This window comes from Burkholderia torrens (genome assembly GCF_984668525.1).
Genome location: NZ_OZ480213.1, coordinates 572,465 through 588,835 on the forward strand (window position 1 = coordinate 572,465; position 16,371 = coordinate 588,835).

Annotated in this window: 14 protein-coding genes; 10 read left to right on the forward strand and 4 right to left on the reverse strand. The window is 67.9% G+C overall.

What is annotated here, in order from left to right:
* Nucleotides 1–3 precede the first annotated feature (3 nt).
* Nucleotides 4–297, reverse strand: coding sequence for a hypothetical protein (locus AC5LXX_RS33025; protein WP_493414283.1), 294 nt, complete (start codon nucleotides 295–297; stop codon nucleotides 4–6).
* Nucleotides 298–658: 361 nt separating this feature from the next.
* Between AC5LXX_RS33025 and AC5LXX_RS33030 the strand changes: the two genes are divergently transcribed.
* From AC5LXX_RS33030 to AC5LXX_RS33075, 10 genes are all read left to right on the forward strand, one after another.
* Nucleotides 659–1,750, forward strand: a complete 1,092-nt coding sequence (locus tag AC5LXX_RS33030) for a triacylglycerol lipase (RefSeq protein WP_493414284.1) — start codon at nucleotides 659–661, stop codon at nucleotides 1,748–1,750.
* Nucleotides 1,751–1,753: 3 nt separating this feature from the next.
* Nucleotides 1,754–2,794: a lipase secretion chaperone gene (locus AC5LXX_RS33035; protein ID WP_493414285.1), complete on the forward strand. Its 1,041-nt coding sequence runs from the start codon at nucleotides 1,754–1,756 to the stop codon at nucleotides 2,792–2,794.
* A 461-nt stretch (nucleotides 2,795–3,255) separates the two neighbouring features.
* Nucleotides 3,256–4,758 (forward strand): MFS transporter, encoded by a 1,503-nt coding sequence (locus AC5LXX_RS33040; protein ID WP_493414286.1) that lies wholly within the window; start codon nucleotides 3,256–3,258, stop codon nucleotides 4,756–4,758.
* Nucleotides 4,759–4,767: 9 nt separating this feature from the next.
* On the forward strand, nucleotides 4,768–5,355 hold the full coding sequence (locus AC5LXX_RS33045; protein ID WP_493414287.1) for a hydrolase: 588 nt from the start codon (nucleotides 4,768–4,770) through the stop codon (nucleotides 5,353–5,355).
* 58 nt (nucleotides 5,356–5,413) lie between these two features.
* A complete protein-coding gene (locus AC5LXX_RS33050; RefSeq protein WP_493414288.1) occupies nucleotides 5,414–6,577 on the forward strand; it encodes a zinc-binding dehydrogenase in 1,164 nt (387 codons plus the stop codon).
* Nucleotides 6,578–6,677: 100 nt separating this feature from the next.
* Nucleotides 6,678–7,916, forward strand: a complete 1,239-nt coding sequence (locus AC5LXX_RS33055) for a CaiB/BaiF CoA transferase family protein (RefSeq protein ID WP_322080944.1) — start codon at nucleotides 6,678–6,680, stop codon at nucleotides 7,914–7,916.
* Nucleotides 7,913–8,785, forward strand: coding sequence for an HpcH/HpaI aldolase/citrate lyase family protein (locus AC5LXX_RS33060; RefSeq protein WP_493414289.1), 873 nt, complete (start codon nucleotides 7,913–7,915; stop codon nucleotides 8,783–8,785). The genes AC5LXX_RS33055 and AC5LXX_RS33060 overlap by 4 nt, the downstream gene beginning before the upstream one ends.
* An 11-nt stretch (nucleotides 8,786–8,796) precedes the next feature.
* Nucleotides 8,797–10,257 (forward strand): MmgE/PrpD family protein, encoded by a 1,461-nt coding sequence (locus AC5LXX_RS33065; RefSeq protein ID WP_493414290.1) that lies wholly within the window; start codon nucleotides 8,797–8,799, stop codon nucleotides 10,255–10,257.
* Complete coding sequence (locus AC5LXX_RS33070) at nucleotides 10,254–11,273, forward strand: cyclase family protein (RefSeq protein WP_493414291.1); 1,020 nt, start codon at nucleotides 10,254–10,256, stop codon at nucleotides 11,271–11,273. The genes AC5LXX_RS33065 and AC5LXX_RS33070 overlap by 4 nt, the downstream gene beginning before the upstream one ends.
* Before the next feature lie 287 nt (nucleotides 11,274–11,560).
* Nucleotides 11,561–12,490: a LysR family transcriptional regulator gene (locus AC5LXX_RS33075; protein WP_493414292.1), complete on the forward strand. Its 930-nt coding sequence runs from the start codon at nucleotides 11,561–11,563 to the stop codon at nucleotides 12,488–12,490.
* 7 nt (nucleotides 12,491–12,497) lie between these two features.
* Here AC5LXX_RS33075 and AC5LXX_RS33080 read toward each other — a convergent pair whose 3' ends face one another.
* The 3 genes from AC5LXX_RS33080 to AC5LXX_RS33090 form a co-directional block, all read right to left on the reverse strand.
* A complete protein-coding gene (locus AC5LXX_RS33080; RefSeq protein ID WP_493414293.1) occupies nucleotides 12,498–13,967 on the reverse strand; it encodes an MmgE/PrpD family protein in 1,470 nt (489 codons plus the stop codon).
* Between the two features lie 45 nt (nucleotides 13,968–14,012).
* Nucleotides 14,013–15,095 (reverse strand): porin, encoded by a 1,083-nt coding sequence (locus AC5LXX_RS33085; RefSeq protein ID WP_493414294.1) that lies wholly within the window; start codon nucleotides 15,093–15,095, stop codon nucleotides 14,013–14,015.
* Nucleotides 15,096–15,285: 190 nt separating this feature from the next.
* Nucleotides 15,286–16,188 carry an HpcH/HpaI aldolase/citrate lyase family protein gene (locus AC5LXX_RS33090; RefSeq protein WP_493414295.1) on the reverse strand — a complete coding sequence of 301 codons (903 nt, stop codon included), beginning with the start codon at nucleotides 16,186–16,188 and terminating at the stop codon, nucleotides 15,286–15,288.
* Nucleotides 16,189–16,371 lie beyond the last annotated feature (183 nt).

Sequence of the window (16,371 nt, forward strand, 5' to 3'; positions counted from 1 at the left end):
TCTCTATACATCGAGGCAGGAAGAAAATTCGATCCTGGGGCACGGTCGCACGACCGCGCCCCGCATGCCCACCTCCGATTGCCGGGGCGCATCGTAGGCCGTCCCGGACTGACCACCATGAGCATGCGGTAGCTGGATCGTCTGAAGGTCGTAGAGATCTCGATCGAGCAGCACTGCCAACTTCTTCTTCAGCCCCGCATTCTCCCGCTCGAATTGCTCGAGCCGCTCGACGTCGGCCGCCGCGAGGCCGCCGGCATGCCGCCGCCAGTTCCGAAAATTCCACGGCAGTTCACCCACGCGCGATCAATCCGTTTGGCGTGCGTTGTCGCGATGCCTTAACGGCAGGGATCGCAACACGTCGACGAAGCGCGACGGATTTAGTGGCCGACGCATCCGTTGTCAATTGACTAGAGCGCCCTGTCTAACCGTCAGCGCAGTTCGATTGAACGTGCTTCACTTCGCCTGCTGGTGCGAAAACGTTCGTTTGTGTTCGTTTTTATTCGTTTTCGGGTGTCGGTGTTCGCCGTGCCAAGCGATCGAGGCAGGTACGGCCGACACCGCACGCGCGACGCTTCAACGTCGAAAACGTCGCCGCATCAGCGATTCTCGCGTCCTCATCCTCAAGCAATTGACACGTACGTAAAAAATGGAGAGCAAGATGAGCAGATCGATACGAGCGAAGACAGCGGCGGCCGTGGTCGCATTCGCGATGAACGCGGCGCCTGCCGCGATTGTTGGAACCTTTTTGTCGCTGGCCGGCGCGCCTGCCGCTTCCGCCGCGACGACCGCGGTCGACGATTATGCGGCGACCAAGTACCCGATCATTCTCGTGCACGGGCTGACCGGCACCGACAAGTATGGCGGCGTCGTCGAGTACTGGTATCACATTCCGGAGGATCTGCAGGCGCACGGCGCGAAGGTCTACGTCGCCAATCTGTCCGGCTACCAGAGCGACGATGGCCCGAACGGGCGCGGCGAGCAATTGCTTGCCTACGTGAAGCAGGTGCTTGCGGCGACGGGCGCACAGAAAGTGAATCTGATCGGCCATAGCCAGGGCGGCTTGTCGTCGCGCTACGTTGCATCCGTTGCGCCGGAGCTGGTCGCATCGGTGACGACGATCAGCACGCCGCACTGGGGCTCGCAATTCGCGGACTTCGTCCAGCAACTGCTGCAGACGGATCCGACCGGCCTGTCGTCGGCCGTCTTCAGCGCGTTCGCGAACGCGCTCGGCACCTTGACGAGCAGCAACTTCAACACGAACCAGGATGCGATTCAGGCGTTGTCGGTGCTGACGACGGCGAAGGCTGCCGCGTACAACCAGAAATTTCCGAGCGCAGGTCTCGGTGCGCCGGGTTCGTGCACGACGGGCGCGTCGACCGAGACGGTCGGCGGCAATACGCACCTGCTTTATTCGTGGGGCGGCACGGCGATCCAGCCGACCACGACGGTGGCCGGCGTGACGGGTGCCGTCGATACGAGCGTGAGCGGGGCTACCGATCCGGCGAACGTGCTCGATCCGTCGACGCTGGCACTGCTCGGCAGCGGTACGGTGATGGTCAATCGCGGCGCCGGTCCGAACGACGGCGTCGTGTCGCAATGCAGCGCACTGTTTGGCCAGGTGCTGGGCACGTATCACTGGAATCACACCGATGCGATCAACCAGATCCTCGGCGTGCTCGGCGCGAATGTGGAGGATCCGGTTGCGGCGATCCGCACGCACGCGAACCGGCTGAAAACCCAGGGCGTGTGATCGATGACAGGTAGCAAGCGCGGTATCGCGCGACGCATCGCGCTTTACGGGGTTGCGGTCGCGGTCGCGGCTGGCACAGCCTGGTATGCGATCGGCGTTCGGAAGACGCGCGACGACGGCATGTCCGGCGTCGCGCGTGCCGAGGCCGTATCGTTCGCGTCGGTGGGCGCGGCGGCCAGCCCCGGGCCCGGTTTCGGCGCAAGCGCGCTGCCTCCGGCACTCGCCGGCTCGACCGCGCCGCGCCTGCCGCTCGACGCGCACGGCCATCTCGAGAAGGTCGTGGCGGTGCGCGGCTTCTTCGATTATTTCCTGACCGCGCAAAACCAGCTGCGCCCCGTGGAACTGGATACACTCGTCGCACGCGCGATTGCCGCGCAGCTCGACGGTACGGTTGCACAACGCGAGGCACTCGACGTCTGGAAGCGCTACCGTGCGTATTTCGCCGAACTTGCGAAGCTGCCGGGCGGCGGCGCCGTGGACAACACGCTCGACCTGCAGGCATTGCAGCTCGTGCTCGCCCAGCGCGCGACGATCGCGAGCCGCACGCTGGGCGACTGGGGCGAGCCGTTCTTCAGCGCCGAGCAGGCGCTGCAGCGTGACGATCTCGCGCGCTTGACGATCATCCGCGATCCGTCGTTGACCGACGACCAGAAGGCGGCACGTCTTGCCGCGCTCGAACAGCAACTGCCGGCCGATCGGCGTGCGGGGCTGGCGCGCCAGAAGGAGCAGAACAACGCGATCGCGCAGATCGACAAGGCACAGAAATCGAACGCGACGCCTGATGAAATGCGCGCGCAGCTCGCGCAAACGCTCGGGCCGGAGGCTGCCGAGCGAGTCGTGAAGATGCAGCAGGCGGACAACGCGTGGCATGCGAAGTACAACGAATATGCGGCGCAGCGCGCGCAGATCGATGCACAGAACGTGTCGGCACAGGATCGCGATGCGCAGATCGCGCAGTTGCGACTGCGCTACTTTCCGGAGCCGGGCGAGGCGCTGCGCGCGGCGTCGCTCGATCGCGGCAGCGCGTCGACGCGCACGCAATAGATCCTGGCGCGATCGAGCGGATCGTCGTGCATCGAGCGATGTCCGCAACGCGTCGTCGATAACGATCGACGGGGCCTGGTTTGCCAGGCTTCAGCGCCGTCGAGATGAGCCTCATCGCAGAACCGTCATGCCGGTCTAGAGCCATCGCTCTGAATCTCCATTGCACCGCCGCATAAAACAGTCGCCAGCCGATGGTGACACGCGGCGCAAATCATATCTCACGCACTCGACACGATTCGACGCGTTCCCCGGATACGCCCGTCCGGCAAGGGACACGGTTGATTTGCCGAGGCCGTTCCACGGCTTGCCGGGAGCGCTTTCGAGCATCCGGTTCGCGATCTGCATTCAAGCGACGAATGTGTGCATCGCAACAATCCATTTCATTCGCGGCAATCGCGGCGGTAAGGTGAACGTACGTTCGAATTTGATCGAGCGAAGCGAATCCACCACTCGGCGATGCCATGAAAACGACTTCCGATCGACCTGCGCAAGCGGCACCCTCGACCTCCGGCGGCACGCCGGAACGCGGCGGCAATGCGCATGCGACGGGCCTGCGCCTGCCGGCCAGGCTGGTGGGCCCGATCGTGCTCGGCACGCTGCTCAATGCGCTGAACTCGTCGATGATCGCGGTCGCGCTCGTCAGCATCCAGCAAGCGTTCAACCCGCAGGGTGTCGCGCACGAACGCATCGACACGATGTGGCTCGTGTCGGGTCTTTATCTCGCGACGGCCGTCGGCCAGCCGACGATGGGACGGCTCGCCGATCGGTTCGGCGCGAAGCGGATCTTCTGCATCGGCCTCGCGATCGTCTTGATCGCGTCCGCGCTCGCGCCGTTCGCGCCGTCGCTCGGGTGGCTGATCGCGTCGCGTGTCGCGCTCGGCATCGGCACGTCCGCCGCGTATCCGGCCGGCATGGCGATGATCCGCACCTGGTCGCAGCGGCACGCGAACGGCGCGACGCCGACGGGCGGCCTCGGCGCGATCTCGGTCGCGGCGCAGGTGGCCGTCGCGTTCGGTCCGCCGCTCGGCGGCGCGCTCGTGCAATTCGCCGGCTGGCGCGCGATCTTCTGGATCAACGTGCCGATCGTGCTGCTGGCCTTCGTGCTGGCGTGGCTGTGGATTCCGGCCGACGTCGTCCGGCGCGCCGCGCAGGACCGCCGCACGCTGCGCGGCACGCTGAACGAACTGGACCTGCCGGGCGTCGCGCTGTTCATCCTGACGCTCGCGAGCCTGCTGCTGTTCCTGCAGTCGGTGACGCGCGAGCCCGACTGGCTGCTGCTCGTCGCGACGCTGGTCCTGTGTCCGGTGCTGGTGCGGCGCGAGCGGCTGGCCGCGTCGCCGCTGATCGACATCCGCATGCTGAGCGACAACCGTGCGCTCACGGGCACCTACCTGCGCTGCGTCGGCACCTACGCGGTGTTCTACGCGATCTTCTATGCGCTGCCGATGTGGTTGCAGGAGGCCAAGCGCCTGTCCGCCGCCGACGCCGGCCTCGCGATGCTGCCGATTGCCGCGGTCGGCACGGTGGCGACGATGTTCGCGACGCGCCTCGCGCACCGTCACGGCTCGCGGCCGGTGCTGATCATCGGCTCCGCGATGCTGTGCGTCGGCAGCGTCGTGATGAGTCTGCTCACCAGTGCGATGCCGGTCTGGTCGATCGTGCTGCTGTCGATCGTGTTCGGCGTGCCGAACGGCTTCAACAATCTCGGCAACCAGGCGGCGCTCTACCAGAGCGCGCCGCACGACCGGATCGGCACGGCCTCGGGGCTGTACCGCACCGCGCAGTATGTCGGCGGCAGCCTGTCGTTTGCGCTCGTCGGGCTGGCGCTCGGCCATCCGGCGAGCGATCGCGGCCTGCGCGAGCTGGCCATCGTCCTGGCGGTCATCAGCGTGCTGCTGCTGCTCAACGCGGCATCGAGCCGGCACCTGGATCCCGCCGCTTCTTCCATCTCCCAACAGAAGTGAGGTTTCCACATGTCCATTCCGACGCTCAATCGCACGGTCGCCCTGGTCGCCATCGATCTGCAGAACGGCATCGTGTCGCTGCCGGTCGTGCCTTACACCGGCGCGCAGGTCGTGGCGAAGACGGTCGAGCTCGCGACCGCGTTCCGCGCGCTGCAGCTTCCCGTCATCTACGTGCACACGAGCTACCAGCCGGACGGCGGCGTTGCGCTGAAGGTCAGGACGGATGCGCCGTCGGCGCCGCCGAATCTCGATCCCGCATGGAGCGCGTTCGCGCCGGCGCTCGGCGTGGGGCCGTCCGACATCGTCGTGACGAAGCACCAGTGGGGCGCGTTCACCGGCACCGATCTCGACGTGCAACTGCGCCGGCGCGGCATCACCGACATCGTGCTGACGGGAATCGCGACCAACATCGGCGTCGAATCGACGGCGCGCCAGGCATACGAGAACAACTACAACGTCGTCGTCGTCAGCGACGCGGTCAGCACGTCGTCCACCGACGCGCAGACCTTCGCGCTGACGCAGATCTTCCCGAAGCTCGGGCAGGTCGCCGCGACGGCCGACGTGGAGGCGGCACTGGAGCAGGCCTATTCGCGCTGAACGAAGCGGTGTGTTCGGCGTGCACCATTCATACAGAGCCATTTAACGAGGCATGACGATGATCAAGACCGATGCATGGGTTCTCTACGCAGGACCGGAACCGAGCAGGAAGCAGGCGCCCGTGGCGGGCGAGCTGCGTCGCGAGACCTTCGAATTCTCCGACCCGGAAGCCGACGAGGTGCTGGTCGAGCCGCTGTACGGATCGTGGGAAGCGAACCTCGACCACGCGCTGTCGCGCAATCCGGTCGACATCTGCCGGCAGCGCCGCGAGGACAAGATCGTGCTCGGCAACGGCGCGCTGGTGCGCATCGTGGAGCGCGGCAGCGGCGTGAAGACGCTGAAGGAGGGCGATATCTGCATGGTGATGCCGTTCGGCAAGCGCGACGAGTACGGGTTCGCCGAACTCGTCTATGCGTACGACGCGCCGGGCACGATCGGCGTGATGGCGCAGCGGACCAAGATGCGCGCCGACAACCTCGTGGCCGTGCCGACGGACAGCCGGCATTCGCTGCTGCAATGGGCGACGTACGGCCGCTACTTCACCGCGTGGGACAACTGGAAGGTGGCGTCGGCGTGCTGGCGCTCGCAACTGCCGGACGTCGATCCGGCCGACTACCTGGTGTTCGGCTGGGGCGGCGGCACGACGCTCGCCGAGCTGCAGCTCGCGAAGCGCGAGGGCTTTCGCGTCGCGATGACGGCGAGCAACGACCGGCGCCTCGAGGAGCTCGCGAAGCTCGGCATCACGCCGGTCGATCGCCGCAAGTTCCAGAATCTCGCGTATGACGACGAGCGCTACAAGACCGATCCCGAGTACCAGGCGAGCTATCGCGAGTCGGAGCGCGTGTTCGCGGAGACGATCGCGGAACTGAGCGGCGGCCGCGGCGTCGCGATCTTCCTCGACAATCTCGGCGGCGCGCTGTACCGCGCGACGATGCGCGTGGTCGGCCGCACCGGCATCGTCACCACGGTCGGCTGGAAGACCGGGATGCGCCTGTGGAACCTGCGCGCGACGGAATGCATCAACCGCCGCCTGCACATCCACACGCATGCGTGGCGCTACGACGACAGCATCACGATCCGCGACTTCCAGGAAACGAGCGGCTGGATCGGCCAGGAGCCGACCGAGATCTTCGATTTCGACGAGGTGCCGAAGCTCGCGTCCGACTACCTGAACGGGAAGATCCAGACGTATTTCCCGATCTACCGGATCAACGCGGTCTGACCGGCAGGTCGCGCGCCGCGCCCGCATCGCAGCATGACGATTAGTCATGCAGACGATATCGGCGCGGCGCGCCGTGCAATTCATCTGACTGGAGAACGGCATGGCCACTGTGGAACTCGGAGACGTCGACGCCGGCGCGGCGTCGGACGCCTCCAAACCGGCGCCGCTCGACGGCATTCGCGTGATCGACGCCGCGACGTTGTTCGCGGGCCCGCTCGCGGCGACGATGCTCGCGGACTACGGCGCCGACGTGATCAAGGTCGAGCATCCGGACGGCGATCCGGCGCGCAAGTATGGCGCGCGCCGCGACGACGTGCCGTTGTGGTGGAAGGTGCTCGCGCGCAACAAGCGGGCGGTCACGCTGAATCTCGGCACGGCCGACGGCCAGCGGATCTTCCGCGAACTGGCGGCGCAGGCCGATGTCGTCGTCGAGAACTTCCGCCCCGGCACGCTCGAGCGCTGGGGGCTCGGCTACGACGTGCTGTCCGCGCTCAATCCGCGGCTCGTGCTCGTGCGGGTGACGGGCTTCGGCCAGTTCGGCCCGTATGCGAGCCGCCCGGGCTTCGGCACGCTGGCCGAGGCGATGAGCGGGCTCGCATCGATCACCGGCGAGGCGGATGGCCCGCCGCTGCTGCCGTCGTTTCCGCTCGCCGACACGATCGCTGGGCTGACCGCCGCGTTCGCGATCATGACGGCGCTGAAAGCGCGCGAGCGCACCGGGCGCGGCCAGGTCGTCGATCTCGCGATCATCGAGACGATGCTCGCCGCGATGGGCGCGCAGGTGGCGAGCTACGACCAGACGGGCCGGGTGCCCGAGCGCACCGGCAATCGTTCGCCGAACAATTCGCCGCGCGGCGTCTACCGCACGTCGGACGGCAAATGGGTCGCGCTGTCGACGTCGGCGCACAGCATCGCGGAGCGCGTGATGCACCTCGTCGGCCGCGCGGACCTGATCGACGAACCCTGGTTCGCGAACGGTGCCGAGCGCGCGGAGCATGCGGACGAGCTGGATGCGGCGGTCGGCGGCTGGATCGGGCAGCGCACGCGCGACGAGGTAATCGCCGAATTCGAGCGCGCGCAGGCGGCGGTCGCGCCGATCTACGACGTCGCCGACGTGCTGCGCGATCCGCAGTACGCGGCGCTCGGCTCGGTCGTGTCGGTGCCCGACGCGGAGCTCGGCGCGTTCCGCACGCACAACGTGCCGTTCCGGCTGTCCGACACACCCGGCGCGATCCGCTGGGGCGGGCCTGCACGCGGCACGCACAACGACGAAGTATTCGGCGCATTGGGACTGGAGCGACGCGAGATCGCCGATTTGACCGAACGAGGCGTTTTATGAAAACCAGCGCAACTTACCGCAGTTATCTATACGTGCCCGCGCACAAGGCGCAGGTGGTCGAGAAGGCGTACGCGAGCGAAGCCGACGCTGTCGTGCTCGACCTCGAGGATGCCGTGCCGGCCAGCCACAAGGCCGAGGCGCGCGAGGCGGCGGCCGCGATTCTCGCGGAAGGCCCGCCGAAGCCGACGTACGTGCGGATCAACCCGATCGGCAGCCCGTGGTGTCGCGACGACGTCGACGCGATCGCGCAACCGGCGCTGCAGGCGCTGCGCCTGCCGAAATGCGACCTGCCGCAGCAGATCCAGGAAGTGGCGGGCTGGCTCGATGCGCTCGGCTGCGATGCGGGCATCCAGATCCTGATCGAGTCGGCGTACGGCGTCGAGACGGCTTACCAGCTCGCGAGCGCATCGCCGCGGCTCGAACGGATCGGGCTCGGCGAGAGCGACCTGCGCGCGGACCTGCAGATCGGCGTCGACAATTTCACGCTCGAGGTGTGCCGTGCGCGCTGCGTGGTCGCGTCGCGCGCGGCAGGGCTGGCCGGGCCGATCCAGACCGTCTATCACACGCTGCCCGATCTCGACGGGCTGAAGGAATCGACGCTGCGCGCGAAATCGATGGGGTTCCTCGGCCGCTTCGCGATCCATCCGTCGCAGCTCCCGGTGATCAACGCGGTGTTCACGCCGTCGGAGGACGAGATCCGCGCGGCCGAGCGCGTGCTCGAGGCGGTCGATGCGGCGGCGGGCAAGGCCTCGGCGTCGTCGGTGTTCGTGCTGCCGGACGGCCGCGTGGTCGCACCGCCGCTGATCGCCAACGCGCGCGTGACGCTCGCGCTCGCGAACAATCTTCGACTCAGTGGGGCACTGGCATGAGCACACCCGAGATGCTTTCTGTTCCGGCCGCGACGCACCGGCCCGCGCCGCCCGACGGGATCGTCGGCGCGCTGGGCCGCTTCGCGGCGGAGGTGCGCGCCGAAGGGCTGGATCGCCGGCTGCGTGTCGAGGCCGCCGCGCGCGTGCTCGACGTGGTCGGCAACAGCCTGATCGCGCATGACGAACCGGTTGCGCAGTCGGTGCTGCAGGTCGCACGGCGCTGGGCCGGCGTCGGGCCGGCGGGCGTGATCGGCGCGCCCGACCGGCTCCCGGCCGCGAGCGCCGCGCTCGTCAACGGCACGCTCGCGCACGCGATGGACTTCGACGATTCGCACATGCTGTCGGTGCTGCATCCGAGCGCGTCGGTGATCCCGGCCGCGCTCGCCGCCGCGCAGGCGAGTGGCGCGTCGGGCGCCGCGCTGCTCGATGCGATCACGGTCGGCACCGAGGTGTGCATCCGGCTCGGCGTCGCCGCTTATAACGAGCGGCTCGGCAATTCGGTGTTCTTCGAGCGCGGCCAACACGCGACGTCGATCTGCGGCACGGTCGGCGCAGCGGCGGCCGCGGCGATGCTGTTCGGGCTCGACGCCGCGCAGATCGCGGCGGCGCTCGGGATCGCCGCGAGCATGGGCGCGGGCCTGCTCGAGGCGAACCGCACCGGCGGCTCGGTGAAGCGCATCCACTGCGGCTGGGCGGCGCACGCGGGCGTGAGCGCGGCGGAACTCGCAGGCGCGGGCGTGACCGCGCCGCCGACCGCGCTGGAAGGCCGCTTCGGCTTCTTCCACGCATGGTGCGGCGAGCTGGCCGACGTCGACGCGGTGCTGCGCAACCTCGGCAACGAGTGGGAGACCAGCCGGATCATCTTCAAGCCGTACCCGTGCAATCACTTCACGCATCCGGGCATCGACGCGGCGTTGCGGTTGAAGGCGGAGGGCGTGACGGCCGACGACGTGGTGTCTGCCGAGCTGCGGGTCGCGGCGTCGACGCTGCGCACGATCGGCGAGCCGGCGGAGCTGAAGGCGAATCCGCCGAACGGGTATGCGGCGGCGTTCTCGGGGCCGTACACGGTCGCGGCGGCGCTGCTCGGCGGCGGCGGGCTCGGCGTCTGGTTCGACGATTTCGACGATGCGCTTGCGCAGGACCCCGCACGGCGCGCGCTTGCCGCGAAGGTGCGTTGCGTCGCCGATCCGTGGTGCGACGAGCGATTCCCGCACTTCCTGCCGGCCGTGCTGCGCGTGGTGCTGCGCGACGGGCAGGTGCGCGAGGCGCGGATCGATTCGAGCAAGGGCACCAATGCGCGGCCGCTGACCGAGGAGGAACTCGTCGCGAAGTTCGTGCTGGCGGCGAGTTCGGTCATCGGCATGCCGCGCGCGCTCGAACTGCGCGACGCGGTGCAGGCGCTCGTCGACGACGCGCCGCTCGACGCGCTCGCGGTGCTGACGTCAGGCGCTGAAGGAGGACACCGATCTTGAATGCACCGCGCTGGAAAAAGCGGCCGCCCGGCTCGAACTGGGGCGATTTCGGTCCCGACGATCAGAAGGGGCGGCTGAACTGGCTGACACCGGACAAGGTCAGGCAGGGCGCAGCCGAGGTTCGGGAAGGGCTGTCGTTCTCGTTGAGCCTGCCGCTCGACGTGCCGCGCGGCGGCGGGCTTAACGCGCGGCGCCGGCCACCCGCGATTATGCCGGCGCTGCTCGGCGACAAGCCGTATTTCGGCTATCGCGCGGACGAGCAGGTTGCGAACGCAACCGACGTGGTTTGCGACGATTCGTTCTGCATGCACTCGCAGTTCTCGACGCAATGGGACGGCCTGTCGCACGTGGGCGGCCTGTTCGACGCGGACGACGACGGCGTGCCTGAAATCGTGTTCTACAACGGGTTCCGGATGGGCGAGCATCTGCGGGTGCCGCAGGAAGGCGACGCGACGGGCGGCGCGCGTGCGCTCGGCATCGAGGTGATGGCGCAGACGGGCGTGCAGGGGCGCGGCGTGCTGATCGACCTGCGGCGCCATTTCGGCGACGCACGCACCAAGGTCGGCTTCGCGCAACTGATGCAGGTGATGGACGCGGACCGCGTGCAGGTCGAACGCGGCGACATCGTCTGCGTTCACACCGGTTTTGCGGATCTGCTGCTGAACGACGACGGCGGATCGCCGGCGACGGTCGCGAGCGCGTGCGTGCTGGACAGCAGCGACGCGCGGCTGCTGCAATGGATCGACGAATCGGGGCTGGCCGCGCTCGTGGCCGACAACCATGCGATCGAGGAACGCCCGCAGCATGCGCAACCGCTCGCGCAGCCGGGCGCACTGATGCCGCTGCACGAGCTGTGCCTGTTCAAGCTCGGCATTCACCTCGGCGAGCTGTGGCACCTGACGCCGCTCGCGAACTGGCTGCATGCGCACCGCCGGAACCGGTTTCTGCTGACCGCGCCGCCGTTGCATATCCGCGGCCTGGTCGGCGCGCCGGTGAATCCTGTCGCGACCGTTTGAGCCTGCGGGCGGCTGCTGTGGGGGCGGCCGCCCGCACTTTTTTTGCAACGCGATCGGGTTGTGGCAATCGGGAATTCAGCCGTCGATTGGCACGGTATCCGGAAGAATCGGCGCCAAACGTTTCAATTAAGTTAAAAACTTAACCAATGTCGTCCGACACCTAAAAATATTGGCAAGTCAAGATTGGACTATTCTTGTGCATTGCACTAAATATCAGGGGATTGCTCCCGTTGCGGAATATCGCAACAGGAGGCGGTGATTAACCTGTTTAGTGGATGGTCGCAAACATGAATTTACGTTCGATCGATCTGAACCTGCTGGTCATACTCGATGCGCTATTGACGGAGAAACAGGTCACACGGGCCGGCCAGAAGGTCGGTCTCACGCAGCCGGCCGTCAGCAACGCGCTGGCGCGGCTGCGGTTCCTGTTCAAGGACGAGATCCTGGCGCGCACCGCGGTCGGCATGGAATTGACGCCGCGCGCGCAGGCGCTGGCCATGCCGATTCGACAAATCATGCAACAAATCGAGGAATTATTTGAATCGGATTATCAATTCAATCCTTTTACGTCCGAGCGCCATTTTACGGTGCGCATGTCGGATCTCACCGAATTGCTTTTACTGCCGGCCCTGTTGCGCTGCATGCGATTGACCAGCCCGAATATCGGTATGGACGTCGTGCACATGAGTGCCGCCAAGACCGCCGACGCGCTCGAATCGGGGCTGCTCGACCTGGCGGTCAGCGCGGGCCTCGAACATTCGGGCACGCTGTCGTCGCAAATCGTGTTTCATGACCGGATGGTCTGCGTGATGAGCCGCAGCCATCCGGATGCCGGCAGGCCGCTGACGCTCGAACGGTTCCTCGCGCTCGACTTCCTCAACGTGACGATCAACCCGGTCGACCACAGCCTGGTCGACAACCTGCTCGCGAACATGAACTGCACGCGGCACATCGCGCTCAACGTGCCGCACTGGCTCGTCGTGCCGAACATGCTGGATGCGCTGCCGTACGCGGTGATCATGTCGGAGCGGCATGCGGTGAGCCTCGACGATGCGCGGCTGGTGATCCGCGAGCTGCCGCTCGCGATGGAGCCCGTCGCGTGGTCGCTGTACTGGCACCGCCGCTACGACGGCAGCAACGCGCACGCGTGGCTGCGCGGGCGCATCGTCGAGGTCGCGGACGCGCTCGAGCGGCCGGGCGTCGCGGCGGAGGCTTAGGGCCTGCTCACGCGGGTCGGCCGACGACGAGCAACGGCGGCAGCGTCGCGACGTCGGGCTGCTCGTCGAGCCGCCACAGGTAATCGAGCGCCGCGCGGATCTGCGTCGGGCTCCAGTGCCGCCGGCAGTTCTTCGCGAACTTCGTGTCGTAGTCGTCGCGCCGCATCGGCCGCGTCGGCGAGCCGGGCAGGTCGTCCACCTGCTTCGCGCAGGTCGTGCCGTCTTCGCACACGGCCGTCACGCGGTTCGGCGCCTGTGCCGGATAGCGGGCAGTCAGCGCCGGGTCCTCGTGTACGGTGATCCGCTCGATCAGCGCGCGCAGCGCCGGATCGTGCAGCGCATCGTGCCGGTAGCTCTCGGTCGTGATGTCGCCGTCGAGCATGGCACGCGCGACGATGTACGGCAGGCTGTGATCGGCGGTTTCGTGGGTCGACGGCGCCCATTTTTCGCGGTCGCGGCCGGCCGTCACGTAGCCGACCGCGGTCGTGTGGATCTCGATGCGCCGGATGCGGCGCAGGTCGCCGACCTGCGCGGCGACGTCGAGCGCTGCCGGGATCGCGGTTTGCGTGAGCCCTTGCGCGGGATAGATCTTCACGAAGCACTTGCCGATCCGGAACGCGCCGCCGCGCCCGCCGAATTCGCGCGTGTCGACGGCGAACGGCCCGGACACCTGCGGAAAGAACCCCGCCATGCCTTCGAAGATCGGCGCGGGGCCGGTCAGCCCGGCTCGGGCGAGCTGCGTCGAGAACACCGCGTTGCGCGCCGCGTCCGCATCGGCGAGCGCCTTCCAGTTCGACAACTGCTGGACGCGCGTCTGGTTCAGCGCGAGATGGCCGTTGATCGACAGGTTCACCGCCTGGACCAATTGCGGCGCCGGCATGCGCATCAGCTTGCCGGCGGCGAGCGCGACGGCGGGCAGGCTATAGCACGTGTGGTCCCAGCCGCGCGGGCTGATCGCGGCGGCATCCATCAGCCGGCACGCGATTTCGTACGCGATCGCGATCGACAGGATCAGGTCGCGGCCGTTCGCATGCTGCGCTTCGGCGACGGCGAGGCACGCGGACATGTTGTCGCTCGGATGACCGGTCTCCTTGCCGGCGTACGCGTCGTTGAAATCGTAGTAGCGCAGCGCGGCGCCGGTCGCGAACGCGGCGAGATCGGCGCTCGTGCGCTGGTTCGTGCCGACGATCGTCGACACGCCGCCCGGCGACGCGAGCGCCGCGTCGCGCGCGATCCGCACCGGGTGTTCGTCGTGCGCGGCGATCGCGCAGCCGAGCGCGTCGATCAGGTGTGCCTTGATCGTTTCGACCGTCGCGGCGTCGAGGTCGCGATACTGCAGCCCGGCCGCGTAGTCGGCGAGCTGTTGCGCGAGATCGGGGCGGTCGGCGGCTGCCGGCAGTGCGCCGGCGCGGACACGGGCGAGCGGCAGCGCGAGTACGGCGCCCGTCAGCGTGGAAAGGAAGTGGCGGCGGTTCATGGTTTGAGGACTCCGAAGGTTCCTGAAAGTGCGGGAGAGGCTGGCTCAGAACAGCTTGCGCAGGCCGAGTGCCGCGCCCGCGCTGCCGGCGCGGTCGGCAGCCAGCGTGTAGTGGAGGAAGTTGTAGTTGTAGTTGTCGAAGTCGAGCGCGGCGCGGCGCGCGTAGCCGCCCGCCAGGTACAGCGTGACGGCTTTCGACAGGAAGTAGTTCAGCTGCAGCGTGACCTGCTGCGGGTTGGCCGGGTGCGGCGCGGGCGTCCGCGCGTTCGGCGGATTCTGCGTGCGGATGTCTTCGTAGTAGAACGCGCCGATCGCCTGCAGGTAAGGGGTGACCGCGTAGCGCACGCCGGCCCACCAGAACGTGTAGCGGGTCACGACCGATGGCGCGTCGACGCCGCTGCGGCCATGCGTGACGCCGGCCAGCAGCTGCGCGCGGTCGACGGACACGATCGCGGCGGCGGCGTAGCGCCGGAAATGCGCGAAGCCGCCCGGCTGCGGCGTGTTGACGTTGTCGAACGCGGCGGCGAACGAGAGGGCACCGCCGGCATAGTCGAAGCCGGCGCCGTAGGCGGCGTTCGACTGGAACGCGCCGGGCGTGCCGCCGAACGAATAGTGCGTTTCGAGTGTCAGCGAGCCGATCTTCGCCAGGTACTTGGCGACGTTGTTCTCGCGGAAGTTGACGCCGACGATCGCGCCGGCCGGCTCGTACAGCGTCGAGTACGCGCCCGTCGGCGAATAGCGCTCCATGACGTCGAACAGCGTCGAATACTGGTGGCCGAGCCGCAGCGTGCCCCAGCGCTCGTGCTGCAGCCCGACCCACGCGGAGCGGTCGAAGCCGCCCGCGCCGGTACCGGAACCGTTGTTCAGGTTGATGCCGCTTTCGAGCCGGAACGCGGCCTGCCAGCCGCCGCCGAGATCCTCGACGCCCTTCAGGCCCCAGCGCGAGCCGCTCTTGCCGCCCGACGCCATCTGCACGAGCGATGCCGACGACTTGTCGCCGGGCGCGGCCTGGTGGGTGAGGAATTCCGTATAGATGTCGGCCACGCCATACAGCGTGATCGTGCTCTGCGCGCAGGCGCCGGCCGATACGAGGCCCAGTCCGCACAATGCGGACATTCGCTTGCCCATGGCTTGTCTCCTTCCAGGGTTTGTATTTATTTGATTGCGGCGTCGCGCCGGTCGAGCGGCGCGGCGGGTGCTGCGGGGCGACGCTATCCGGGCCGGGCGGCGAACCGGCTGCGTCGCGGCGGGACGCACGCGCGTACTGGGCGACGTGCGCCTGCGCAGCGATGAAGCACGGCGATGCAGGGCGCGCGCATCACCGGGGCGTGCCTTCGGCACGCGCCTGCACGGCCGCGTGACGCGCGAGCACGCGCTTCGCGCGGGCGACGCCCGGCGCGTCGACCATCCTGCCGTCGACGCGCAGCGCGCCGCGCCCGTTCGCGCACGCGTCGTCGTAGGCGGCCAGGACCGCGTTCGCGTCGCGCACCGCGGCGTCGTCGGGCCGGAACGCGCGGTTGAGCGCGCCGACCTGCAGCGGATGGATGCAGGTCGCGCCCGCATAGCCGAGCTCCGCGGACGCGCGCGCGATGCGCTCGAACGCGTCGAGATCGTGCAGCTCGTCGAGGCCGCCGATGAGGCCGAGCGGCAGAATGCCGGCCGCGCGCGCGGCGATGATCAGCAGTTGCTTCGGCACGCGCAGCACGTCGGCGCTCGCGCCGCTTTCGCAATTCAGCGCGAAGTCGCCGCCGCCCAGCATCATCGCGACGACGCGCGGCGACGCCCGCGCGATCCGGTCCATCGCCTGGAAAGCGCGCGGTGTTTCGACGATCGCGACGATCCGCGTGCGGCCCGGCGGCGCGCCGCTTTCCGCTTCGAGCGAGGCCAGCAGTTCGTCGATCGCCTCGACGTGCGAGCCGCCGCGCACCTTCGGCAGCACGACGCCGTCCACGCCGGCCCGGACGGCCGCGCGCAGGTCGTGCACCAGCAGGTCGAGCGGACCGTTGGCGCGCACCAGCACGTCGCGACCCGGCGCGCGCAGCGCCGGCACGGCATCGGCCAGCCCGTCGCGGGCGGCTTCCTTGCACGCAGGCGGGACGCTGTCCTCGAGATCGAGGATCAGCGCATCGGCGTCGCTCGCCGCGGCCGAAGCGACGAAACGGGGGACGTGGGCGGGGACGTACAGCAACGAGCGCCAGACGGGTTGAGGCGACGAATTCATCAGTGATCTCTAAAAATAAAAGTCACTTTCATTTTTGTGATGGATGATGGCATTCGTCAAGATTATCGTTAACGCCTAGTTTCCATGGAGATCGCAGGAAGATGAGCGAGCGAAGCTGCGATGATTCATGTTGATGTCATCGATGATCTGCGTATAATGAAAGTGACTTTCATTTTTTTGGGG

Bases quoted from the DNA above. Each gene is read 5' to 3' on its own strand.
- AC5LXX_RS33065 (WP_493414290.1), top strand. From the start codon at position 8,797: ATGCTTTCTGTTCCGGCCGCGACGCACCGGCCCGCGCCGCCCGACGGG.
- AC5LXX_RS33090 (WP_493414295.1), bottom strand. From the start codon at position 16,188: ATGAATTCGTCGCCTCAACCCGTCTGGCGCTCGTTGCTGTACGTCCCC.
- AC5LXX_RS33085 (WP_493414294.1), bottom strand. From the start codon at position 15,095: ATGGGCAAGCGAATGTCCGCATTGTGCGGACTGGGCCTCGTATCGGCC.
- AC5LXX_RS33040 (WP_493414286.1), top strand. From the start codon at position 3,256: ATGAAAACGACTTCCGATCGACCTGCGCAAGCGGCACCCTCGACCTCC.
- AC5LXX_RS33050 (WP_493414288.1), top strand. From the start codon at position 5,414: ATGATCAAGACCGATGCATGGGTTCTCTACGCAGGACCGGAACCGAGC.
- AC5LXX_RS33075 (WP_493414292.1), top strand. From the start codon at position 11,561: ATGAATTTACGTTCGATCGATCTGAACCTGCTGGTCATACTCGATGCG.
- AC5LXX_RS33030 (WP_493414284.1), top strand. From the start codon at position 659: ATGAGCAGATCGATACGAGCGAAGACAGCGGCGGCCGTGGTCGCATTC.
- AC5LXX_RS33060 (WP_493414289.1), top strand. From the start codon at position 7,913: ATGAAAACCAGCGCAACTTACCGCAGTTATCTATACGTGCCCGCGCAC.
- AC5LXX_RS33035 (WP_493414285.1), top strand. From the start codon at position 1,754: ATGACAGGTAGCAAGCGCGGTATCGCGCGACGCATCGCGCTTTACGGG.
- AC5LXX_RS33045 (WP_493414287.1), top strand. From the start codon at position 4,768: ATGTCCATTCCGACGCTCAATCGCACGGTCGCCCTGGTCGCCATCGAT.
- AC5LXX_RS33055 (WP_322080944.1), top strand. From the start codon at position 6,678: ATGGCCACTGTGGAACTCGGAGACGTCGACGCCGGCGCGGCGTCGGAC.
- AC5LXX_RS33080 (WP_493414293.1), bottom strand. From the start codon at position 13,967: ATGAACCGCCGCCACTTCCTTTCCACGCTGACGGGCGCCGTACTCGCG.